Source organism: Capilliphycus salinus ALCB114379 (genome assembly GCF_047276495.1).
GTDB lineage: Bacteria > Cyanobacteriota > Cyanobacteriia > Cyanobacteriales > Microcoleaceae > Capilliphycus > Capilliphycus salinus.
Genome location: NZ_CP178543.1, coordinates 3,628,317 through 3,652,002, shown reverse-complemented (window position 1 = coordinate 3,652,002; position 23,686 = coordinate 3,628,317). Strand labels below are relative to the sequence as shown.

The 23,686-nt window shown below is 46.3% G+C and carries 17 protein-coding genes and 1 pseudogene; 12 read left to right on the top strand and 6 right to left on the bottom strand.

Annotated features, from left to right (window positions below):
* Positions 1-264 precede the first annotated feature (264 nt).
* Positions 265-504 (bottom strand): hypothetical protein, encoded by a 240-nt coding sequence (locus tag ACL6C3_RS15170; RefSeq protein WP_413168055.1) that lies wholly within the window; start codon positions 502-504, stop codon positions 265-267.
* Positions 505-601: 97 nt separating this feature from the next.
* Between ACL6C3_RS15170 and ACL6C3_RS15165 the strand changes: the two genes are divergently transcribed.
* Positions 602-721, top strand: a complete 120-nt coding sequence (locus tag ACL6C3_RS15165; protein ID WP_413168054.1) for a helix-turn-helix domain-containing protein — start codon at positions 602-604, stop codon at positions 719-721.
* Between the two features lie 2 nt (positions 722-723).
* On the opposite strand, the pseudogene ACL6C3_RS15160 reads toward ACL6C3_RS15165, so the two are convergent.
* Positions 724-1,173, bottom strand: a pseudogene (locus tag ACL6C3_RS15160) (IS630 family transposase); the annotation flags it as partial.
* Between the two features lie 71 nt (positions 1,174-1,244).
* Here ACL6C3_RS15160 and ACL6C3_RS15155 point away from each other — a divergent pair.
* The 7 genes from ACL6C3_RS15155 to ACL6C3_RS15125 all read left to right on the top strand — a co-directional run bounded on the left by ACL6C3_RS15155 (position 1,245) and on the right by ACL6C3_RS15125 (position 13,043).
* On the top strand, positions 1,245-6,446 hold the full coding sequence (locus tag ACL6C3_RS15155; RefSeq protein ID WP_413168053.1) for a transporter substrate-binding domain-containing protein: 5,202 nt from the start codon (positions 1,245-1,247) through the stop codon (positions 6,444-6,446).
* A gap of 192 nt (positions 6,447-6,638) precedes the next feature.
* Entirely contained in the window at positions 6,639-7,121 is a 483-nt protein-coding gene (locus ACL6C3_RS15150; RefSeq protein ID WP_413168052.1) for an SLOG family protein, read from the top strand.
* 243 nt (positions 7,122-7,364) lie between these two features.
* Positions 7,365-8,003 (top strand): 2Fe-2S iron-sulfur cluster-binding protein, encoded by a 639-nt coding sequence (locus ACL6C3_RS15145; protein ID WP_413168051.1) that lies wholly within the window; start codon positions 7,365-7,367, stop codon positions 8,001-8,003.
* On the top strand, positions 8,000-8,995 hold the full coding sequence (locus ACL6C3_RS15140; protein WP_413168049.1) for an FAD binding domain-containing protein: 996 nt from the start codon (positions 8,000-8,002) through the stop codon (positions 8,993-8,995). Before ACL6C3_RS15145 ends, ACL6C3_RS15140 begins: the two co-directional genes overlap by 4 nt.
* Entirely contained in the window at positions 8,992-11,121 is a 2,130-nt protein-coding gene (locus tag ACL6C3_RS15135; protein ID WP_413168048.1) for a xanthine dehydrogenase family protein molybdopterin-binding subunit, read from the top strand. The genes ACL6C3_RS15140 and ACL6C3_RS15135 overlap by 4 nt, the downstream gene beginning before the upstream one ends.
* Before the next feature lie 201 nt (positions 11,122-11,322).
* Positions 11,323-12,483 carry an XdhC family protein gene (locus ACL6C3_RS15130; protein ID WP_413168047.1) on the top strand — a complete coding sequence of 387 codons (1,161 nt, stop codon included), beginning with the start codon at positions 11,323-11,325 and terminating at the stop codon, positions 12,481-12,483.
* Positions 12,462-13,043, top strand: a complete 582-nt coding sequence (locus ACL6C3_RS15125; protein ID WP_413168046.1) for a nucleotidyltransferase family protein — start codon at positions 12,462-12,464, stop codon at positions 13,041-13,043. The genes ACL6C3_RS15130 and ACL6C3_RS15125 overlap by 22 nt, the downstream gene beginning before the upstream one ends.
* A 238-nt stretch (positions 13,044-13,281) precedes the next feature.
* On the opposite strand, the gene ACL6C3_RS15120 is transcribed toward ACL6C3_RS15125, so the two are convergent.
* The 4 genes from ACL6C3_RS15120 to ACL6C3_RS15105 form a co-directional block, all read right to left on the bottom strand.
* Positions 13,282-13,473: a hypothetical protein gene (locus tag ACL6C3_RS15120; protein ID WP_413168045.1), complete on the bottom strand. Its 192-nt coding sequence runs from the start codon at positions 13,471-13,473 to the stop codon at positions 13,282-13,284.
* 123 nt (positions 13,474-13,596) lie between these two features.
* Complete coding sequence (locus tag ACL6C3_RS15115) at positions 13,597-15,516, bottom strand: M48 family metallopeptidase (protein ID WP_413168044.1); 1,920 nt, start codon at positions 15,514-15,516, stop codon at positions 13,597-13,599.
* Positions 15,517-15,518: 2 nt separating this feature from the next.
* The gene (locus ACL6C3_RS15110; RefSeq protein WP_413168043.1) at positions 15,519-16,106 is read right to left on the bottom strand and encodes a LemA family protein; all 588 of its coding nucleotides are present in this window, start codon (positions 16,104-16,106) and stop codon (positions 15,519-15,521) included.
* A gap of 39 nt (positions 16,107-16,145) precedes the next feature.
* Positions 16,146-16,331 (bottom strand): hypothetical protein, encoded by a 186-nt coding sequence (locus ACL6C3_RS15105; RefSeq protein WP_413168042.1) that lies wholly within the window; start codon positions 16,329-16,331, stop codon positions 16,146-16,148.
* A gap of 819 nt (positions 16,332-17,150) precedes the next feature.
* Between ACL6C3_RS15105 and ACL6C3_RS15100 the strand changes: the two genes are divergently transcribed.
* The 4 genes from ACL6C3_RS15100 to ACL6C3_RS15085 all read left to right on the top strand — a co-directional run bounded on the left by ACL6C3_RS15100 (position 17,151) and on the right by ACL6C3_RS15085 (position 23,578).
* Positions 17,151-17,876 carry a C39 family peptidase gene (locus ACL6C3_RS15100; protein WP_413168041.1) on the top strand — a complete coding sequence of 242 codons (726 nt, stop codon included), beginning with the start codon at positions 17,151-17,153 and terminating at the stop codon, positions 17,874-17,876.
* 285 nt (positions 17,877-18,161) lie between these two features.
* Positions 18,162-19,949, top strand: coding sequence for a CHAT domain-containing protein (locus tag ACL6C3_RS15095; RefSeq protein ID WP_413168040.1), 1,788 nt, complete (start codon positions 18,162-18,164; stop codon positions 19,947-19,949).
* Positions 19,924-21,444: a WD40 repeat domain-containing protein gene (locus ACL6C3_RS15090; protein ID WP_413168038.1), complete on the top strand. Its 1,521-nt coding sequence runs from the start codon at positions 19,924-19,926 to the stop codon at positions 21,442-21,444. The genes ACL6C3_RS15095 and ACL6C3_RS15090 overlap by 26 nt, the downstream gene beginning before the upstream one ends.
* Positions 21,445-21,532: 88 nt before the next feature.
* Positions 21,533-23,578: a caspase family protein gene (locus ACL6C3_RS15085; RefSeq protein WP_413168037.1), complete on the top strand. Its 2,046-nt coding sequence runs from the start codon at positions 21,533-21,535 to the stop codon at positions 23,576-23,578.
* The last annotated feature ends 108 nt before the right edge of the window (positions 23,579-23,686 follow it).

Below are 23,686 nucleotides of genomic sequence, written 5' to 3'. Positions count from 1 at the left end.
CTTCTCAGAGCAAATAATCCGTTTAGATTTTTTGGTTAAATTAAAATTAGATTTTCCCTCGAATCTTTCTTGTCTTTCTTGAACATCCAACCATTTCTACTGCTCAACAACGTGTATTGCTCCAGTTTCAGTGCGTGGAAACCACAGCTTTTTGCAACCATCAAATCACTACGGGTTCACTGTGAGCAGTTGTAATCTAACCCAATGCAGGATTTGACCCATTTATTTGGGTGTGGTTCGTTCTCCGGTATCCGTCACAAGGGGTCACAATAGAAAAGCTTCTTCAAGGTAAATCAGCTTTTCGGTACCATCGTCCAACCGCAGGGTCACAACTTGGTCGGTGTCCGTCAAGTGCAAGACAACTCCAGTCTTTATCTGACCCCAGACGTTTTTGAACCCAACGCGCGAGCCGGCTCGAATTTCCCGGTGTTCTGCTTGAGTTGAACTTGAAGATTCCGTAGAAGGTTGAGAACTTGCTTCCCCATCTCTTGAAGTAGCCTCCACTTCCCGAAGTGAACTTTCAGGTGAGGTTGCCCAATTATAGCACTACGAGAGTAGGTTAGGACATATAATAGATAGAAATGAAGCTCGAAAAGGGATTATGCCTGCACCTTATAGTGACGATTTACGGCTCCGCGCGATCGCGGCGGTCAAAAATGGATACAAGAAAAGTCAAGTCGCCCGTTTTTTGAAAATTAGTCGAAACACTTTAGACTTATAGCGCTACGCGCATACATTAGGACAATTTAAAAAGGCAGCGTCTACGCATTCTCTCACGGTCTTGAATTCCTTTAATCTCTTCTTAAAAACTTTGGCGGGACGGAAACCGACACCGCCAAGTTTTCGCTGTTTCATCCATGTCTTTAAAACAGCCCACCAGTTTTCAATCTTGTTCAAATCTGGAGAGTATGAGGGCAAGTACCAAATTTCGCATCCAGCGTCTTCAATAATTTCTTTGATATACTCTCCTTGATGAAAGCTAGCATTATCAGTAATAATAATGTCTCTCGGTTCGAGTTGAGGAATCAAACAATTCTTTAACCAAATTTCAAATAAATTTCTATTACATGACCCCTCAAAGGTCAAAGGCGCAAAAAGTTTCCCTTCTTTTAATGCAGCTATCCAACTGATTCTCTCTGTTCTTTTCCCCCAGCTACACCGATAATTTCGTCGCCGTCACTACCAGTGAACCCTATCCGCAGGTAGGAGATCGGGTTGAACTCAAAGACGTACAGGGAAATGTTTTGGGGAAAGTCACCATCCGTCAAGCGGATCTCGACTCTGGAAAAGTCACCATCACACCCCCAGAGAATCTGCCCGAAAACCGGCATTTGCTGCAAGCCCACCTCAAAGAAACCGCAGAGGCGGATTTGGGTTTTATTATCAACAATGACAATATTAAAATCAACGGCGATCGGGTTGAAATCCAACTGCCGCGGCCAGACAATCAAGCTACAATTGGCATTCGCCTAAAAACTCAACCGGCTGCCGATGTCACCATTACCCTCAAAAATATTGACGACACCTCCAGCGGCTTGCCGGCAGGCAAATTTATCGGTTTGCCCGGTTCAACAATTATCACCCCCCTAACGAGCTTACAAGTACCTTTGGTGCAAGCTGGCTTAACTGCCGACGAAGCCGACACTTTAATTAAAGAACAGTTGGGATTAGATCCGAGCTTCAATTTGGAAAGTTTTGATTCTCTCAACGCTCTAGGACAACAAAATGAACTGGGTTTAGATATTTATTTAGCCCACATTCAAGTTCAAGCACTCTTTAATCAGGGTCGGGCATTTCTGGATGGATTTCAAGGCGATAATGCTAATCAAAATAACCTACAACTCGTTCAAGAAGCATTTGCCGAGTTTCTCCAAAACCGAGCCGCATCGACAACGGAAGGCTACAACTTTGCAGAGACGATAGAGATTGAAGCCTTTTTGTCTTTCCTTACCGAAAAATATGGCATTTCCTCCGATGAAAACCGATTGAAAACTTCGGCTAAAATGATCGCCGATAGCAATGGCTTCCTCGCTCAAGTCGCGGAAGTCGGCGCTTCTAAATCTTTGCCTGAAGCTTTGCCGGCTTTGGCTTCTGTCAAACGGGCTGTTCAGGGAGATGTGGCTCAACTCATTGAGCAACTCGCCGCCGCTTCTGAGTCCCCCGAAGAAATCTTGACGGAATTTGAACAAATTCTTTACCAAAATTACACCTTTGTCGATGGGGATATTAACGCATTTGGCAATCGCAGTGTAAAAATCACAATTCCCGCCAACAGCATCAGCGAAGCCAACTTAAATGAAGTTCAAATGACGGTGGAACTCAGCCATCCCGCTCCCAATCAAGGGTTAAAGGTACTCTACTCAATTTCGGGAACGGCAACTGTCGATGAAGATTATGGGGTTTTGGGAGAGAAATTGGGAGAAGTTTACATCGCTCCCGGAGAAAAGAGCGCTAAAATCGCCCTTTCTGCCTTTAACGATGCCATAGGTGAAACAACCGAAAGTATCGTCATCAACCTCAAATCGGTCGGGGAGGGTTATATTTTAGATCCCCTATCGTCGGTGGCATTACTTCAGGTTTTAGATGATGACGACACCTCCGAGGATCGAACCTCAAACGGTTCGGTTGCAGCAGGTGGCTTTGGAAAAGATACCCTCGACGGAGACAGCGGAGATGATCGCCTCAGAGGAAATTATGGTGATGATGTCCTTCGCGGTAAAGGGGGGGATGACTGGCTGCAAGGCGGTCACGGCGAAGATTTTCTCGGTGGCGACGAAGGAGATGATGTTTTAGAAGGCAATTTCGGAGATGATGTTTTAGAAGGCAAATCCGGTGACGACATTCTCGACGGCGGTTCCGGTGACGACATTCTCTCAGGCGGTGAAGGAGTCGATGCGATCGCAGGCAGTACCGGAGATGATACTCTCGAAGGAAATGCCAATAACGACCAACTCGAAGGTGGTGCCGGTGACGACGAACTCAGCGGCGGTGAAGATAACGACTGGCTGGTAGGAGAGACGGGCAATGATATTCTTTTCGGCGGTACGGGGGATGACATCCTCAACGGCGGCGAAGGTGCCGATGTCTTCTTCTTCAGTTCTCCGAATGAGGGCTTCGATACCGTGTTGGATTTCGATCCCGCCCAAGGGGATAAAATTCAGGTGTCGGCGGCGGGCTTTGGCATTGACAATATTGACGGCTTCCGCTTTATCAGTGGAGTTTTGGACTTCAACGGCCAGAACTTGGCGCTGATTCAAAATAACGGCCCAACTTACTCTTACTTTACTGATCTCTCCGAGATTATTGAAATCGTCCAAGAACCGGCTCAAATTCCGACGGGAGGTCTGAACTCTAAGACTTCCGTCCTCTCGGTTGAAAGCGCTTCTATCGAAACAACGGCAACTCAAACCCGTTCGGTTCCGGTGATTGAAAATCCCGAACTGACCATCCTTGATGATATTATCCAACGGGGTCAGATTAAAGTTGCCACTTCTGTAGGATCTGAATTTGACCTGGAATTTGCCCGCACTTTAGCCGCCGCCTTGTTTGGGGATGCCAGCCAAGTCGAAACCGTCAGCACTACTTTCTCGAAAGCCTTTGGGTTGGTAGCAGATGGTACTGTAGATCTGACGTCTCAACGCAGTACCCAAACTCTAGGACGGGATGCCAGCCTAAATCTTGATTTCAGTCCAACTTACTTCTACGATCATCAAGCGGTCATTGTTCGCAAAGATAGCGGGATTGAGAATGCTTTAGATCTGGGCGGTCGTCTGATTGGCTTCTTTAAAGGTAGTACCTCCTTCGGCAATTTACAAAATCAATTGAGCAAACAAGGGGTCGAGTTTACGCCGAAATTCTATGGCACTATCGAAGAAATTGTTGCAGCTTATGATCGAGGCGAAATTGATGCCTACTCCATTGACCGCGCCATCATTGTTGAGAACTTAAAGGAACTCTCCGACCCGGAAAATCACCGCCTGTTAGATGTGGAATTTTCCAAAGAACCCATTGCCCTGGCTTTACCGGAAAATGATTCTCAATGGGCTGATGTGGTCCGCTGGGTGAATTATGTTCCCGTTCAAGCGGAAGAATTTGGTATCAGTTCTGAAAATATCGACGAATTTATTGCCCTTAATACTGATGAAAATCCCAATAATGACTCGGTTCCGGCTGTTCGCCGTTTCCTGGGCTTAGAAGGGCAATTGGGGGCAACTCTGGGGCTTCCCAATGACTTCGCCGTAAACGTGATTAAACAGGTCGGTAACTATGGCGAAATTTACGAGCGTCATTTCCCCGAATTAGAGCGCGATCGCAATCTCCTGTGGACTGATGGCGGTTTGCTTTACTCTCCTCCGTTCTCCGGTAGTGTAATCGATGCCACTCTAGTCGATAACGACAGCCGCAATTTGCTCACAGAAGTATTGGAGCGGGGTTCGTTGAAGCTCGGACTTCCCGGTAATAACCCCGGTTTTGCCGTACAGAATGACGGCGGCGAGTATGTTGGTTTTGATGTTGACTTGGGACGGGCGATCGCGGCGGCTCTATTCGGCGATGCTAGCAAGTTGGAAATTCGGGTTCAGTCTTTCAAAGACAGTTTTGCCAACACTGCCAATGGGGTTGTTGATGTTTCGGCAATGGGAATCACCCATAATCTCATGCGTGATGCCAGTCTGGGCATTGATTTCAGTCCTACCTACCTTTACACCGGACAGGGGATTTTGGTTAAAGCTGATAGCGGTATTAAGGTGTTGCCCGCCCTCAACGGTCGCCGCATCGGTGTTTTAGAAGGGGCCACCGCCTTACAAAATCTCAAAGATTCTTTAAGTGAATTTGGCGGTACATTTATCCCGGTTCCATTTGCAACCAACGATGAAATGTTTGCGGCTTATGAAGCCGGAGAAGTCGATGGGGTTTCGACCGACCTAACCATTCTCAGCGCTCGCATTCCCACTTTATCGAACCCTGAAGAACATCGGATTCTTGATGACGTTCTTTCTAAAGAACCTTTAGCCCTAATTACCGATGAAAATCAGTCGGAATGGGCCGATGTGGTTCGCTGGGTGACTTATGCTTTGGTTCAGGCCGAAGAATATGGCATCACTTCAGAAAATATTGACGAGTTGATTGCCGAAAATACCGATGACAACCCCGACAATGACTCCAGTTCTGCAATTCGTCAATTCTTAGGGCTAGAAGGAAATCTAGGTGCTTCCCTCGGTTTACCCGATGACTTTGCGGTGAATATTATCAAAGCGGTGGGCAATTACGGAGAAATTTATAACCGTCATTTTAATACCGATATTCTGCGCCGTGATAGCAACGCATTGGCGGCCGAGTTCGGCTTGCAGTATGTTCCACCGTTTGCGGATGCTGGGGCAGGAGGGACTAACAGTGACGGGTTCATTATTAATCCTCCCGCTAGTGATTTTGCCGAAACTGAAGATTCTTCTGAGGAAACTGAAGGTGATGGCACATGGGATATTTACAACCCGGGCGATTTTATCAAAGCGATCGCATTTACGAGTTTGGAACCCAACACCGGAACGACTTCAGGTAGTTCCAGTGACGGAGATGATGCGCTTTTGGGTACCGCAGAAGCTGATATCATTTTTGGCTTACAAGGCAACGACAATATTGAAGCCAAAGATGGCGATGATTGGATTAATGGCAATCAGGCCAATGATTTCATCGATGCTGGCAATGGAAATGATACTGTCTTTGGTGGTGAGGGTGATGACCAAATTCAGGGAGGAAGCGGAGATGATAGCGTCTTCGGCAACCTCGACGATGATACTATTGCCGGAAATTCAGGTCGGGATTGGATTAATGGAAACCAGGGAGATGACTTGATTGATGGTGGTGATGGTGAGGATAGTCTCTATGGAGGCAAAGATAATGACGAAGTTCGAGGGGGTAGTGGAAATGATATCGTTTTTGGAGACATCGGAGCAGATGTGGTAGAAGGTAATGAGGGAAATGATACTCTTTACGGCAACCAACAAAGTGACACTCTATCGGGCAATTCTGGTAAAGATCTGATCTATGGGGGTCAGGGTCATGATTTGATTGACGGTAGTGAAGATGATGATGTTCTCTGGGGCGATCGCGGTGATGATACTCTTGGGGGTGGGGAAGGTAATGACTTTCTCCGGGGGGATGATGGTAATGACTTACTTGTAGGTGTCGAAGGTGCTGATACCTTAGCAGGAGGTAAGGGTAGCGATCGCTTTGTTGTCGCCTCCGGTATGGGTGAGGATTTAATTACCGACTTCACCGATGGCGAAGATATTATTGTTCTCGATGGCGGTTTAACTTTCGAGCAACTGACGCTGACCCAAGAAAACGGTTCAACTCTCGTTCAACTCAATTCCCAACTATTGGCAACTCTTGAAGGCGTAGAGGTTGGGTTAATAACTTCCGAAAACTTCGCAACATTTGCCGCTTAATGTTTTCTCGATTGTGGCATTGGTGGAAGTTCCTATCCAAAAAATTTCCCCCGGTTATGAAATTTTTCAGTTGTTCAATTTGTTGAGTAAATAACTGATAATAATTGAATTCGCTTTGATTCTACCTTCCCAACTGGGGAGGTTTTTTTATTTTCTACCGCTCTGTTTTATTGCTGTTTATCAAAATCAGAAATGAAAGTGGCATTTATCACGGGACATCGAATAATCAATTATCCAGTGGTTCGCCAGGGTATTGAACAATTAACTAACCTTGCTATTGAGAGAGAAACTACAACTTTCTTATCGGGAATGGCAATAGGAACCGACCAACTCGCTGCTGAAGTTTGGAGTAGTCGCTACTTACCCTGGAAGGCAATTTTACCCTGTCAAGATCAATCGGCTCTCTGGACAACCAACCAACAACTTCATTATCGAAAATTATTGACTAAAGCTTCAGAAATTCAAATTCTTTACCCCAAATATCAGAGGGGAGTTATGCAGGCTCGAAATCAATTTCTGGTTAAAAATTCCCAACTCGGATTAGCAGTTTGGGACGGGACTGAAACTGGCGGGGCTTTTCTGACAATTCAAATGGCTAGGAACGTTTCAAAACCTTTGATTATTTTTAATCCTCCCTTCACCGCTACCATATATAGCACTACGCATTTAAGTTAGGACATTTCTAGATCCTAAAACCCTTTCACAGTCTACTGATCCGGCGTTCCCTGATCCGGTGTTCCCGATTCAAGTAGCGCTATAGTTTAGAATCTTGGCAAGAATATTGGGAACGGGGCTACAACTGGTATTGACATCACATCAACCCCGATGGACAGGACGATAGCTCATTAAATCGGGAAAAACAGAACTTTGATATTCAGATAGCCAATATTAAAAAAAGAAAAGACTCTTGAGTGTTAGATGTCTAAAGTCGTTGATAATGTTAACGTTGCTGAGGGTCAACAAATGTTAAGCGATCACAGTTCTTCCATTCAAGGGGAAACTCCTGTCACGTTAACCATTAATGGAGAATCTCATACGGTCAGCATCGAATCCCGTGTCACCTTGCTAGATGTATTGCGAGAACGGTTGGAACTGACAGGGACAAAAAAAGGTTGCGATCATGGTCAGTGCGGTGCCTGTACGGTGCTGGTAGATGGCGATCGCATTTATTCCTGTCTTTCCCTTGCCATCATGCAGGAGGGGCGCTCAATTACAACAATTGAAGGCTTGGCCTGCGGCGAACAACTGCATCCGGTTCAAGCCGCGTTTATCGAAAATGATGGATTTCAATGTGGATATTGTACGCCCGGGCAAATTTGCGCCTCCGTTGCGCTGCTCGATGAAGTTAACCGGGGCTGCGCCAGCGCCGTAACTGCCGACTTGACCCGTCCCCCCGAACTCGCGAATTTATCGGAAGCGGAAATCAAAGAGCGATTGAGTGGCAATCTCTGTCGCTGTAGCGCTTACAACGGTATTGTTGCGGCCGTACAACAGGCGTCCGGACAAACTCCCCCCTCTCCGGCGGCGGCGATTTTAGTTCAGGAGGTAGCGGGATGAAGAATTTTGCTTACGTCCGTGCGACCTCGGCAGAAGATGCGGTAAAGCGATCGCAAACGGCCGAAAATTCCCAGTTCATCGCGGGGGGGACCAATCTCGTCGATCGCCTGAAAGTCTTTCTCGACGAACCCGCCCAACTGATTGATATTTCCCGTTTGGATTTAAAACAAATCGAAGTCACGGCAGAAGGAGGTATTCGCATCGGCGCCCTCGCCAGCAACACGGCAGTTGCCGATCACCCCCAAATTCGGAGGGATTATCCCCTATTATCTCGCGCCATTCTCTCGGGAGCATCCCAACAAATTCGCAATGTGGCAACCGTCGGGGGGAATTTGCTGCAACGCACCCGCTGCCCCTACTACTACGACACCGTATTTACCTGCAACAAACGGCAACCCGGAGATGGCTGCGCGGCACTGGACGGAATCAACCGGATGCACGCGATTTTGGGAGCCAGCGATGCCTGCCTAGCGGTTCATCCCTCGGATATGTGCGTGGCGCTGGCGGCGTTGGATGCAGTCGTTGAAGTGGTGAGCAACGCGGGCCGGCGTCAAATTCCGTTTTCTGACTTTCACCGTTTACCGGGGGAGGCGCCCGAACGGGATACGAATTTAGAAACGGGCGAACTGATCGCGGCCGTTATTTTACCCCCGATGCCTTTTGCGAAAACGGGAGTTTACCTGAAGTTGCGGGATCGGGCTTCCTATTCCTTTGCCCTGGTTTCTGTCGCGGCGGCGGTGGACGTGGCGGGCGATCGCATTCGGGATGTTCGTCTGGCTTTGGGCGGGGTCGCCCATAAACCCTGGCGATCGCCTTTATCGGAAGCGTTTCTCAAGGGCAAACCCGCCACAGTCAAGACATTCCAACAGGGAGCAGAGATGGCGTTGGAGGGAGCAAAACCGCTCACTCACAACGGTTTCAAAGTTAATATGGCCAAACGGGCAATCAAACGAGCATTAACCATTTCAGCAGCGGGAGGAGGTCTGGCATGAACAAGGTAATTGGGACTGCGGTTAACCGCAAGGACGGGCTGGCTAAGGTAACGGGAAAAGCGACTTATGCAGCCGAACATCAGATTCCGGGATTGGTGCATGGCTATTTGATAACGTCTGCGATCGCCAACGGGCGAATTCGCTTGATTTCCACCGAAGCCGCCGAAAAAGCGCCGGGGGTAATTGCCGTCATTACCCACAAAAACGCCCCCCAGATATTCAAACCCACCAATAACTTCATCTCCAGCAAAATTTACGAAACCCGCTTGCCCCTAGCCGATGAGCAAATACACTATGCCGGACAGATCGTCGGTTTGGTCGTGGCCGATACCTTTGAACGGGCGAGGGATGCCGCCCATTTGGTTCGGGTCGAATATGACCTCGAAACTCCCTTAATTGATCCTTCCAAAGCTACCTACAAACCTGCGGTCAGTTTATTTGGCCAAAAAATGGAGTTTCGCTTCGGGGAGTTTTCTGCCGGAACAGAGGAAACGGACTCCTCAGGAGCGTCCCTGGAGGCAACTTACACCACCTCCACCGAACTCCATACCCCGATGGAACCTCACGCCATTATTGCTCACTGGCAGGGAGATTCCCTCACCGTCTACGAAGCCTCTCAATGGGTGATGGGAACGCAGCGCACCTATGCCGAACTGTTTGGCATTCCTTCGGAAAAAGTGCGGATTGTGACTCCCTATATTGGTGGGGCATTTGGTTCCAAAGCCTTCCCCTGGCCTCATGGTGTGCTGTGTTCGGCTGTTGCGCGTCAGATTCAGCGTCCCTTAAAGGTCGTGGTTAGCCGCCGCCAAATGACCGCCAACACGGGTCATCGCTCTGAAACGGAGCAAACTGTGCGGCTCACCGCAGCACTAGATGGCAAATTAGCCGGGATTGTTCATACCGCCAAGTCCGCCACCTCCCCCGTCGAGGAATTTGCCGAACCCTGCACCACCATCACCCCCGCGATGTACGCCGCCCCTAATATACAGACGAGCCAAACCATCGCCACCTTAAACGTCGGTACGCCGATATTCATGCGGGCGCCAGGAGAAGCACCTGGAATGTGGGCAATGGAATCGGCGATGGACGAATTGGCTTGGAAACTCAACCTCGATCCCGTCGAACTTCGGCTCAAAAACGAAACCCAAACCCACCTCCAAAACAATCTCCCGTTTTCGAGCAAACACTTTGCCGATTGTCTTCAAGAGGGAGCCAGACGCTTCGGTTGGCAAAATCGTCCCCCCCAACTCCGCACCCTTGCCTCCGATGGTCAGTTGATCGGTTGGGGAATGGCAGCATCAACCTTTCCGGCACTTCGGGGAAACGCCTCGGCTAAGGTGCGACTGCTGCCCGACGGTCGGGTGAACGTGTTGACGGCAGCCAATGATATCGGTACCGGAACTTATACGATGGTGGCGATAACGGCCGCTGAAACCTTGGGGGTGTCGGTAGACCGCGTAAAGGTGGAAATCGGCGATTCTCTTTTCCCGGATGGGGGTATAGCTGGAGGATCGCGAATGACCGCCTCCCTCGCTCCTGCCGTCCAACAAGCCTGTCAGAACTTGCTGAAATCAGGGAACTTTGCCACCACAGCCGAGGCGCTCAAGGAACTGCAACAGTGCGGAAGAGCCGCACTGGAAGCCACGGGATCGTCTGCTCCGAGTCGAGAGGGCAAACAGTGGGCGTTTCAATCCTGGGGCGCCCATTTTTGTGAAGTCACGGTGGATGAAGAACTGGGACGGTTGCGAGTCACGCGCTGGGTGTCAGCAATGGACATAGGCCGGGTGATGAATGCGAAAGCAGCAGCCAGCCAAATTCGGGGCGGCATCATTATGGGAATTGGGGAAGCGCTCATGGAAGAGTGCCTGTTTGACCCCAATACAGGACATCCCGTCGTTTACGACCTGGCAACCTATCACTATCCCTGCCACGCCGATGTTCCCCGCATTGATGTGACGTTTGTAGGCAAACCGGATCTGGAATTTAATCCCTTGGGGGTTCGGGGAGCGGGTGAAATCGGCATTACTGGGGTGGCGGCTGCAATCGCCAATGCGGTTTATCACGCAACCGGCCGGCGACTTCGCAGTTTGCCCCTTACGCCGGACAAGTTGATCGCACAGTTTTAAATTATCGCGCATCATTAATTTATAAAGTAGGGAGCGGGGGAGAGTAATTTTTTTTGAGTTCCGAGTAAACTCCTTGGAAATCTCAAAAATAAATAATGGTGCAGATTATTTCCTCCGATCAACCTACTTCCCCCGCCTCCTCCGGCCGTTATTTGTAGCGACAATTTTAGAATTTGATATCATTTTAATGCGGAACAGCTTATGAACGAATTACAACGAATTCTGCAAGCTTTTGAACAGAGTCAACGGGCTGGAAAACGGGCGGTTTTGGCAACAGTTGTGCAAACCTGCGGTTCTGTTTATCGCAGAGCGGGGGCGCGAATGTTGTTAACTGAAGACGGGCAGATGGTTGGTGCAATTAGTGGCGGCTGTTTGGAAGCTGATATTCTGGAGCGATCGCGGTTGCTTCTGGCCGAGGGTGGTGATTCTATTCTCGTTAGATATGACACAACTTCGAGTGATGACATTGTGTTTGGTTTTGGGATGGGATGCAATGGTATTGTCGATGTTCTGATTGAATCCTTGAACTCCGATATTGCGGTCGGCCAACTTTCCTTTATTCAAGACTGTTTGAACGCCCAACAGCCGGCTGCGATTGCCACTATCTTTTCTGTAGAAGGGATGCCGAATGTCAAAGTCGGAGATCGACTGATAATCCAATCTGACACCGTGATGAACAATCAAATTGCCAACGCCGATGTTGCTCAAATCATTGCGTTAGACCTTTATAAAACCCTCGTTGAGAAACAAACTCGCGTACAGTCCTACACCCTCTCCTCCGGGCAAATGGATGTCTTGCTCGAAGCAATCCGCCCGCCTGTCTCCTTGCTGGTTTTTGGAGCCGGATATGATGCCATTCCTGTCGTACAGTTTGCCAAACATTTGGGCTGGCACGTTACCGTGATCGATCATCGACCTGAGCAGTTGACCCGCGATCGCTTCCAGGAAGCCGATCAACTTTTGTGTTGCATCCCCGACCCACCGGACGCCTACCAACATTTGCTGACACCCCAAACCGTCGCCGTTGTAATGACCCATCGATACGTCAGCGATCTGGCGTTTCTCAAAACCCTGGCTCCGTCTCAACTCCGTTATCTGGGCGTACTGGGACCGAAACGACGGATGCAGCAATTATGGGAAGATTTGGCCGAACAGGGTGTAATACCTGTTCCCGAACAGAACCGGCGGCTTTATAATCCGGTGGGGTTGGACATCGGGGCCGAAACTCCCGAAGAAATCGCCCTTTCGATTGTGGCAGAAATTCAAGCGGTACTGGGCGGGCGTTCTGCCGGATTTTTGCGCGATCGCGTCGGTTCTATTCATTCTTCTTCGCAGCAGTCATGTCTGGAATTGGTATCCTAATTTTGGCTGCGGGAGCTTCCAGACGCCTGGGACAGCCCAAACAACTCCTGTCCTATCGGGGAAAATCCCTGATTCGACACGTGGCAGAAGTAGCGATCGCATCGGGCGGAGAGCCTGTTGGGGTGGTTTTGGGAGCGTACTCCGAGACAATCAAACCCCATCTGGCAAATCTGAGCATCCACATTGCTGACAACGAACGCTGGTCAACGGGAATGGCGAGTTCGATCCGCTGCGGCTTGGGGGAGATACTGACCATTTCACCGGAACTCGATGCGATTGTTCTGATGGTGTGCGATCAGCCATTTGTTTCATCGGATCTGATTCGTCAATTGATTTCTGGATATCAAACCTCAAATTCTGCGATCGTTGCTTCTGAATACGCTGGCATTCTGGGTGTTCCGGCTTTATTTGACCGGACATTTTTCCCAGAATTGTTTCAGCTTCGCGCAGATGTGGGTGCAAAATCAATTATTCGCCGGCATCGCTCCCGTTCTCTGGGCATTCCCTTTGCAGAAGGAGCTATCGATCTCGACATCCCTCAACACCTAGATATTCTTTAGATTGAAGTTCCCTCTAGTAGTCCATACTTAGACAAATGGGAAAGAAAAAAGGTTTGATACTAGGATTTAATTAATTAACGTTGCAGATAATGGGGTATTAGAAATCTTTGAGTATTCCCGGTGGGGTAATCGGAAAAATCAAGGATTTCGCCCCCAATTTTGCATTGCTTAAAGATTCAGTTTAGTCAAAAAACTCCTCAACTTTCCCATAAGAGTTAAAATAGACCAGCGCGACTTGCTATAAATCCCCCTCTTCCAGAAATCCTTCTTCTCTCAAAATGAAATTGGGTTGAAATTGAATCCCCAAAGTATTAGCCACAGCCTCGGGTGAAACATTCTCAAGAATAGCAAGTTGTTCTCCAGTGCTAGTTACAGTGATGACAGTTTGATTGAGTTCTAAACCAGAAACTTGAATATTATTTGTTCCCAAACCATCTGGAAGTTGAATTGAATCAATGTTAACTTGAAAATCCAGAATGCGATCGGTTTCTAATTCACCCTGACGAGTAAAGCTTTCAAGCTAGATTGCCGCTGGTGACAGCGATGCCGCTTTTTATCCCAAAAAGGGTGGAATTGGGCAATTCAGAGAAATGACGATCGCCCTTAGAAGTTCGGCTTCTTCCAACGTTACCTTTTGATCGGCCAACACCGTATAAGCGCAAGCATCAACCAGCTTTTGTTTAAGTTTTGGGGTTGCCAATTCCAAGCGCTTGAGGCTGTCACCAATTTGCGCTAAAGTATATTCGACAGATTCTTTCGGCAGAGTTTGTTCGCTGGCTTTGGGCAGTCGAAACAGTCCGGCTCGAAACGCCTGCGCGATCGCATCAGAGGAGTCATGTCCGGCCTTTGCCAACGCCGATAATAGAATGATACAATCGGACCAAATTTGTTTGATATCAGTAAACTGAACATTTTGATCCGGTTTTTTCGCAAAATAGGCGCTCAGTCGTTGACGCAACACAATAAACACCGCATACTCAGAAAGAGTTAAGTTATTATCAACCCGCATTAAGGCTTTTACCTGCTTGAGAAACTGGGTGCATTCTTGAGGCGACAGTTGACGAAGGGCGGGAATTGTTAGGTCAATTAACGGTAAACGAGTTCGCGGATCGACGCTTTTTAAATGGGGCTGAAGGGTTTGAACTTGAGCGACAATTTCTGAAGGCTGAACCTGTTGTAATAGCTTTAATTGCCGATCGCAAATTTTGGGGTCAGAATCTAACAGTAAACTATAAATTAAAGCGATCGCCCCGTTGGGTTCTCTTGTCGCTTTTCGCACGGGTTCGGGGAGTGAGGCGAGAAACTGATGAACTTGGTTAAGATGTTTAACGTCAGTTGTTCCAATTCCGGCTACAACCCGATCCGGCGATACCGATAACTCTTTTGACGGTTGAGGTTTTGGGGGTGTTGGGGAAGAAGTTCCGGCGAAACCAGATAGTCGTTCATCCGTTGAAGAAGTTGAAACCGAAGGGGGAGTTTGTGTTTGAATGAAAGAGGTTTGACCCGCAAATTTTTGTAGGCGTTTAATGCGTTCTTGCAAAGGAGGATGAGTCGAAAAAGCCTGTTCAAAACTGCCAAAAACACCCCGAGTAGCCTCCCCAAAAAACAGATGACTTGCTTCTTCTGCATTGGGATTTTCAATATCTGAACCCGACGCCAACCCGCCAATTTTTCGCAACGCATTTCCAATACCATCGGGGTTGCGAGTAAACTGAACCGCAGAAGCATCAGCTAAAAACTCGCGCTGACGAGAAACAGCACTTTTAATCAACCGTCCACATACAAAACCAATCCAACCCAATGCTAACATAGCCAAACCGATCGCCCACCAGGAATTATCATCTTTATCCGAGCGGGAACCACCGCCATAATAACTCCCCCGCAGCATCATCCGCCCGAGAATATGAATTAATAATAACCCCTGAAGAACGCCAATTAATCGCAAATTTAGCCGCATATCTCCGTTGAGAATATGACTGAATTCGTGAGCAATTACCCCTTGCAATTCATCCCGATTAAGCTGTTCCATACAGCCGAGGGTGACGCCAATAACCGCATCGTTGGGGGTAAAACCCGCAGCAAAAGCATTAATTCCCCGTTCATCATAAAGAACATAAACGGGAGGAACGGGAACCCCCGAAGCGATAGATATTTCTTCAACAATATTGAGTAATTGTTGTTCTGAGGGATTGTCAGTCATGGGGTCAATTAATTCCCCGCCCAAATCTTCAGCAACCACCTTCCCACCCGCCCGCAATGCCATCAATTTGTAACCACTTCCGGCGCCAATACAGCCAATCGTTCCCACCGCTACAATTCCAAACAGTTCGGGTTCCCAAGTCGGTGTTCCCATTAGCGCCCAGACCGCTACCCCATACAACAATGCAATCATGCAGATAATCGCAACTGCAAATAAGAAGATCAGATAAACGGTATTTTGTCGGGCTTGATCTTGGTGTTCAAAGAAATTCATAGTTAGAAGGAAATGCGGGGGACTTCTTTAACTTCTGGGGAAGATTCTTCGAGTAATTTTGCTTCTTGGAAGTTCAAGGTACCGGCGACCAAATTACTCGGAAAAACTTCTCGTTTGGTGTTGTATAAAGTGACCGCATCGTTAAAGGCTTGTCGTGCAAAAGCAATCCGATTTTCCGTAGAACGCAATTCTTCCATCAGTTGTCCCATTGACTGGTCCGCTTTCAAATCGGGGTAAGATTCTGAAACGGCGAATAACCGTCCTAAAACCCCCGTCAGAGCGGCTTCAGCCTGTCCGAGTTGCTGCATGGCTTGGGGGTCGCCCGGAGCAGATGCGGCTTGAGAGGTGGCAGAAACGGCAGCGTTGCGGGCTTGAATGACGGCTTCTAGGGTTTCGCGTTCGTGGGCCATGTACCCTTTGACGGTTTCGACGAGGTTGGGAATCAAATCGTGGCGGCGTCGAAGTTGAATGTCAATTTGAGCATAGGCGTTTTGGTAGCGTTTTTTTAAGGTAACGAGGTGATTGTAGGTGTTGATAATAATCACGGCTACAACTAATATGATGACTACGTTGGCGATAAGTATGCCCATAAGTTTGCTCTCACTGTGATTGTGCTGTTACAGTTTCAATCAATATTGACCGAGTTCAGTTGCTTGTTGTTCGAGTTGTTCAGCGGTCTGAGAGTTCATCTGACTGAGTAACCAATCACACAGAAGAATTAATCTGTGCGATAACAGGTTGAGGTGTCCCGCTAACAGTCGGGAACATCCAACCAAAGCAGCTAGCCAGAGAAAGGGGTTGAGGGTACGTTTCATGGGTGAGATGCGAGCCAAACAATACATTAACACTTATGTCTAACAAATCTTAGCTTATGCAGTTTCTACTCTATGCAAGTCTACGCAAGCTGGGGAGGAGTTGATTTTATGTTCAATTTATGCCCCGCTTCAAGTATTCAAGAAAAACCTGCTTTGCTTTAGTTGCAAATAACGTGGGGTCGCCGGCTGTGCTTGGTGATCCTCAAATAATGCGATCGCAAAGATAACAAACCATTGACGTGGTAGTTTGACACTCTCCCTCCGCCCTAGAAGTGCGGAGATTCTTCATTCATAGATCCAACTTGCTCATATTTGATAGATTAATCCACTGAATAATCATATTAACAAAATTGTGTGTGATTTTTTTGTAGCAGTTATGAATTGCTTCGGCAAGGATTCACTGTTCCTTATTTTCGCAGCTTTTTTAACGAATAAGTTTTCCAAATTGTTCGGCTGGACATTATTGTTCAGCTTGACATTTGATCCGAAGACAACCGATAGCCACCCAAAAAATAATTAATTTTTTTTTGATTTAAACCTAAATTTAGTTCATTAGCAAACCCAATTTACCCGGATACCATTGAAAACAGTAAAAAACAAAAGTGTTAACAAACAAGTTGATACTATGGAGTTTTTTGGAAAAAAATGATGAAAACCTTCGAGTATACGTTACGATTTACCTCGGATTCTCTGCTGAAAGTTAGACCTTTAGAAACTTCCCTTTGATCTCCAGAAGAAGTTCTCACCTATCACGCCGGAGATGAAATCCCTATTAGTGCTTACACTCCCAATTTACAAGGAAAATATATTCGGGTATATTTGGATGAATTTGATGCCCGTTCGGTTGAAACAGCACCCAAACAATATTACTGTTATGGTAAAGATGTTGAAATTGTATTAACCGCAGTTTCTCGCGGCGAAGAACCCAGTCAACAATATCCGCCTATACTTCCTCCGAAAGTGGATTTAAAAGTCCCTTATCATACTCAACTGAATAATTTAGAACATCCTTCGGGTGCTTGTAATGTAACCTGTGTGGCAATGGTTCTCAAATATTATGGGATTGATTCTCGCACCGCAGAAGACATTAATAATAGTGTACAACTGGAAGATGTGCTGTTTCGTAAAACCGAAGAATGGGATCAACAGTATGGATATACAGGTTCAACCAAAACTCGTCATATTCCCGAGTTTATTCAACGATTACTGCGAGAATGGGGTGAAAAATACGGGCCGGGTAAACTTCAAAATACCACCTTCAAATATGTGACAACCGAAACCGAAATCAAACAACATTTAGCCAAAGGTCATCCCGTTATTATTCACGGTTATTTTACGAATTTCGGTCATATTATTGTCATTAAAGGATACGACGAAAAAGACAAAGTTTGGATTTGTAACGACCCCAACGGGAAATGGTTAGGATATCGAGGCGGATATGCGGATGAAAATATTAGCGGTGGTGATGTTCGCTATAGCTATGCTGAAGTTCGCACGGTTTGGGATGTTGATGGGGAAAGTTGGTGTCATTTTCCCCTATCTTAAGCCTTTTAAGCTATTCATTACTTCCAACGGGACTATTTGAACCTGAAACAGCCTTCGGTTGCAGTTTTATTCAATTGGACATCCAAATAAAGTTCGGGGATTCCCCGAAGTCAAATCAGTTCCCCCAATGCCCAAACCCAACGCTGAAGGGAATTTCAGGCTTTTAGTTGTCAATTGGCTTCGGTGCAGTTTATTACTGTATTATTAAGTCAAAAGCTTTGGAGACATCAAAACTCAAAAATAGGCCACTTAATAGAAAGCACCATTGCAACTGCAAGCTAATTTATGACAAATCAAACAAGTCCCAAAACGATTTTAATATTAGCGGCCAATCCCCAAAATACCACCCGGTTGCGACTGGAGGAAGAAATTCGGGAAATTGATGAGGGGTTGCGACGGGCCAATCAACGACATCAGTATAAATTAGAACAAAAGTTAGCAGTTCGTTCTCGTGATTTTTATCGGGCAATATTAGATTATAAACCATCAATTGTTCACTTTTGCGGACACGGAGTTGGTCAGGAAGGAATTGTTCTCGAAGATGATACCGGGAAAATGGCGGTGGTGCCAACCGATGCCCTCGCCAGTATGTTTAAATTATTTGCGACAAAGGGTGTAGAGTGCGTTATTTTAAATGCTTGTTATTCGGAAGTTCAAGCTAACGCCATCAGTCAATATGTAAATTATGTATTGGGGATGAATAAAGCGGTCGGAGACAAAGCCGCCCTCGCCTTTTCCGTCGCCTTTTATGATGGGTTAGCCGCAGGATATGAAGTCGAAGAAGCCTATCAGTTGGGCTGTTCGCAGATGATGAGTTTCTTAGAACATGAAACTCCCGTTTTCAAGAAAAAACCCTCTAGAGATTCTGAGATTGATTCCGAGGAAAATCCCGATTTAACCGCCTTTAAAGATTTCATTCCGCCGAACCCTTATCAGGGATTAGCCGCTTTTGGAGAAGAAGATGCGGACTTCTTTTTTGGACAGGAAAACTTTGTTGATAAATTAGTAGAAGCCACCAACCAACAGCCGTTAGTGGGGGTTATTGGGCCGAGTGGGAGCGGTAAATCTTCGGTAGTATTTGCGGGATTAATTCCGAAATTGAGAAAAGAAGGAAACTGGTTAATTGAAATTTTCAAGCCCGGAAAAGACCCGTTTTTACCCTTGGCTTTTGCCTTGGTGAGACAACTCGAACCGGAAGCGGGAGAAACTCACAAAATGCGGGAAGCAATGGGACTCGCCAGCGATTTTCAACGGGGTAGAATCACGGTGCAACAGGTCATTTCTCAGATTTTAGAACGAAATCCGGGGAAACGGTTACTGTTAGTTGCCGACCAATTTGAAGAACTCTATACCCTTTGCCAAGTCAAGGAAGAACGGGAACGCTTTGCCGATGAATTACTAACGGCAATTTCTCAAGAAAATATTACATTGATTTTTACGTTACGGGCTGATTTTTACGGTTATGTGCTGTCCTATCGCCCGTTTCGGGATGCGTTAGAAACCTATACTCCGAAGTTACTCAGTTCGATGAAACGGGAGGAATTACAACAGGCCATTGAACTTCCCGCCCAAAAGTTAGACGTGCAGTTAGAAGACCAATTAACGGAAAGAATTCTCGATGATGTCGGGCAAGAACCGGGGAATTTACCGTTATTAGAATTTGCCCTAACTCGCCTGTGGGAAAAACAGAAACACCGCACGTTAACTCACTCCGCCTATAGCGAAATTGGGGGCGTTAAAAAAGCGATCGCCAACCATGCAGAACAAGTTTACCAAAAACTGACCGAAACCGAGAAACAACAAGCCCAACGAATCTTTTTGCAGTTGGTGCGTCCGGGGGAAGGAACCGAAGACACCCGACGAGTAGCGACCCGTGAAGAAGTCGGGGAAGAAAACTGGAATTTGGTGAGTTATTTAGCGGGATATCAAGCCCGGTTGGTGGTAACGGGACGGCATCAAAAAGACCTAACCCCCCTGCCCCCTTCCCGACCTCTCCCTAGCCCTCTCCTACCTCTCCCCAGCCCTCTCCTAAAAGGAGAGGGGAAAGGTGTCCCTCGCGGGACTATTTATTAGTCGAGAGGGAAAAGAAAGAAAGTTTTTTATTTGGAATGGGGAGAATGAAAGCGTTTCTGCTTCTAAAGAAGATAAGGAACAACATCAAAGCCCCTCGCCTCGCAGGAGAGGGGTTTGGGGAGAGGTCACTTTTGCAGAAGAGAAGGAACAACATCAAAGCCCCTCGCCTCGCAGGAGAGGGGTTGGGGGAGAGGTCACTTTTGCAGAAGAGAAGGAACAACATCAAAGCCCCTCGCCTCGCAGGAGAGGGGTTGGGGGAGAGGTCACTTTTGCAGAAGAGAAGGAACAACATCAAAGCCCCTCGCCTCGCAGGAGAGGGGTTGGGGGAGAGGTCACTTTTGCAGAAGATACCGTAGAAGTCATCCATGAAGCGCTCATTCGAGAATGGTTAACGCTGCGGGAGTGGATGAATGCTAACCGCGAGTTTAGAACCTGGCAAGAACGGTTAAAGATAGCGTTAGGGGAGTGGAAAAAGAATAACCATGACGCCGGGAATTTGTTGCGGGGGGCGCCGTTGACGGTAGCCGAAGAATGGTTGCAAAAACGAGCCGATGAGATGACCCAGGAGGAACGAGATTTTATTCAAGCAAGCCTCAAAGACCAAAACCGACAGAAACGGATACGACAACTCGCTGTTGGGGGTCTGGCTGGCGGCTTTCTGGTGACTTTGGGCTTGGCAGGAATAGCAGGTTGGGGTTTTTGGCGTGCTTCTATTAATGAAATAAAATCTCTAACTCAATATTCCGACGCAGTTTTAAGTTCAAACGGGTCGAAAGCACTCAAAACGAGTTTGCAGGCAGTTATAAAAATGCGACGGATACCCTTAGTAGATGCCGATACCCGCACTCAGGTCGAACTGTCGTTATTACATACCGTTTCCAATGTTGCAGTACCAAACACCTTGGGTGGACACGCGAAACAGATTAGGGGTGTCAGTTTCAGTTTTGATGGCAAGTTACTGGCTACTAGCAGTGATGATAGCACCGTGAAACTCTGGGATACAACCACAGGCAAAGTAATCAACACCTTAGATAAGCACAAAGATGAGGTTTTGGAAGTCAGTTTCAGTCGTGATGGCAAGCTACTGGCTTCTGCCAGTCGTGATAAGACTGTGAAACTCTGGGATGCAACCACAGGCAAAGTAATCAACACCCTTAATGGTCATGCAGACTGGGTTTTTAGCATCAGTTTCAGCCAAAATGGTAAGTGGCTGGTTACAGGTAGTCGTGACAACACAGTGAAACTGTGGGATATCGCTACAGGCAAAGAAATCAAAACCCTCAGTGGCCATACGGGCTGGGTTTATGCGGTGAGTTTCAGTCCCGATGGTAACAGATTGGCAACAGCCAGTTTTGACAATAAAGTCAGGCTGTGGAGGTTGGATTTTGATTATTTAGTTCAGGAAGGATGCAAGTATATAGAGAATTATCTCAAACCCAATCCCGAGGATGAAGATGCCCTAAAAATTAACAGGGAGTTATGCAGGAAACTTTGACAACTTTCCATGAAAAACTGAATAAACGCTTCGAGTTCAGATTTCTCTAAATGTAGATTTTCCCAAACCCTTTATTGAGGATTTAACCATGACCAACTCAACTCCTAACTTCTACGCCCTCCTAATTGGAATTGATTTCTATTTTCCCCATCGTTTACCGGAAGGTTACTACTACAAAAACTTGCGGGGATGTGTGCGAGATATTAACCACGTTGAAACCTATTTAACAGAAACTTTCAACCTGACTCCCGAACAAATTATTAAACTCACGGCGACGGCTTCCGATAATCCGACTCAACCCAAAGAACCCCCCGAACTGTTACCGACTTATGAAAATATGGTCGCCAAATTCCAAGAATTAACCGCCAAAGCACAACCGCAAGATCAAGTTTATATTCACTATTCGGGTCATGGCGGACGAGCCAAAACAATTTTTGAAGATATTAAAGGTTCTGGTGGTAACGATGAAGCGTTAGTTCCCTGCGATATCGGTCAACAAAATTCTCAGTATTTGCGGGATATAGAATTCGCAAAACTCCTCGAAGAAATGGTGAACAAAGAGTTAGTGATAACATTGGTACTGGATAGTTGTCATTCCGGTGGCGCCACCCGAGAAATGAGCGGAGATGACCGAATTCGCGGTGAAGGTTTTATTGATAAGACTCCCCGACCCACTAATAGTTTAGTTGCACCGCTTGAAGAATTAGCTCAAAATTGGCAAAATTCAACAGGAAATAATAGCCGCAATATGACCGTTGTTAATGGTTTGTTACCCGAACCTAAAGGTTATACGTTAATAGCCGCTTGTCGGGATAATGAATTTGCTTATGAAGATGTCTTTGAAGGCACAGAACGCAACGGCGCGTTAACTTATTTTTTACTAAAATCTCTGCGAGACTTCGGAAAAGAAATTGCTGTTGAAGAACTGTTTAATCGTATTTCTAACTTCGTTCACAATAAATTTGACCGACAAACCCCGATGTTGATGGGAGAGATAGAACGAACTTTTTTTGGGGGGAAAGCTGTTACTGCTAACCGTAACACTGCGGTAATGGATGTAGACCTTACCAAGAATCGAGTTAAACTACAAATGGGGGAAGCAAGCGGTATCAAAAAAGGTGTCTGTTTTGATGTTTTTAAATTCGGAACCCGAAATTTTCAAGACAGCCAAAATAAAATTGCTACCGTTAAAGTTGTAGAAGTGGGAGCATCGGACTGTTGGGCAGAACCAACGGAGCTACACAACGAATTTATACGCAGAGAACCCATTCCTAAATTAGAAGAAAGAATGATTGAAATCGGTTCACCTGCTGTATGTTTAAGTCTAGATGTAAAACAAGTTCGTGTTCTTTTACCTGACTCATTGCCTAAATTTCCGGATATCGATTTGTTATCGTTACCAACTCAGATTAAGGAAATAAAAGACACTATGAGAAATAATCGTTACTGGATAGAATTCTGTTCCCCGGAAGAACCAGATGAGAATGTAGATTATTTTGTTTCGTTGAATTCAGAAGGAGAATATTGGATCTTAGATGCTAATAAAGAACCGATAAAACAGATTCTTTTTCCGATCAATATCGACGATGCCAAATCAAGCGAAAAGTTGATTAATCGCTTAATCCATATGACCATCTATCAAAATTATTTGAATATTGATAATGAAGATGCTTTCTCTCGCTTAAATGGTAAACTTAAGGTAGAATTGGTTAAATCAGTAAAACGGCAACCTGTAGTTTTGAATACTGATGATAAGGTTCCTGAACTGAAAGTAGACGAAGAAAATATTACCTTTCACATTCATAATCAATCAACTAACCAAACTTTAAATATCACTGCCTTGCTCTTTGCTGAAGATTTTAGTATTACAAAAATCTATCCCAAAGGTGCGAATTATGAAGTGGTAGAACCGGGACAAGAAATAATAGAAGACCTCAAACTATCACTGGAAAAAAATTATGAGGAAGGGGTAAATGTAATAAAAGTATTTGCGAATGTATATGCAACGAATTATCACTTGTTGGAATTGCTGCCATTAGACGGGGATTTAAATCTGAAAAAGGCGGAGATTGTGACTAAAGCGAGTAATGAATGGACGACGGAAAAGGTGGAATTTGTGCTTAAAAATATCTAAATAATCATCGCATTAGTCAGCCTTGAACACACAACTTAAGTTAATGGCTCGGTTCTAAAAATACTTTAGCTGAAAAACCAACTCATTTTCGGCTAATAAACACAAATC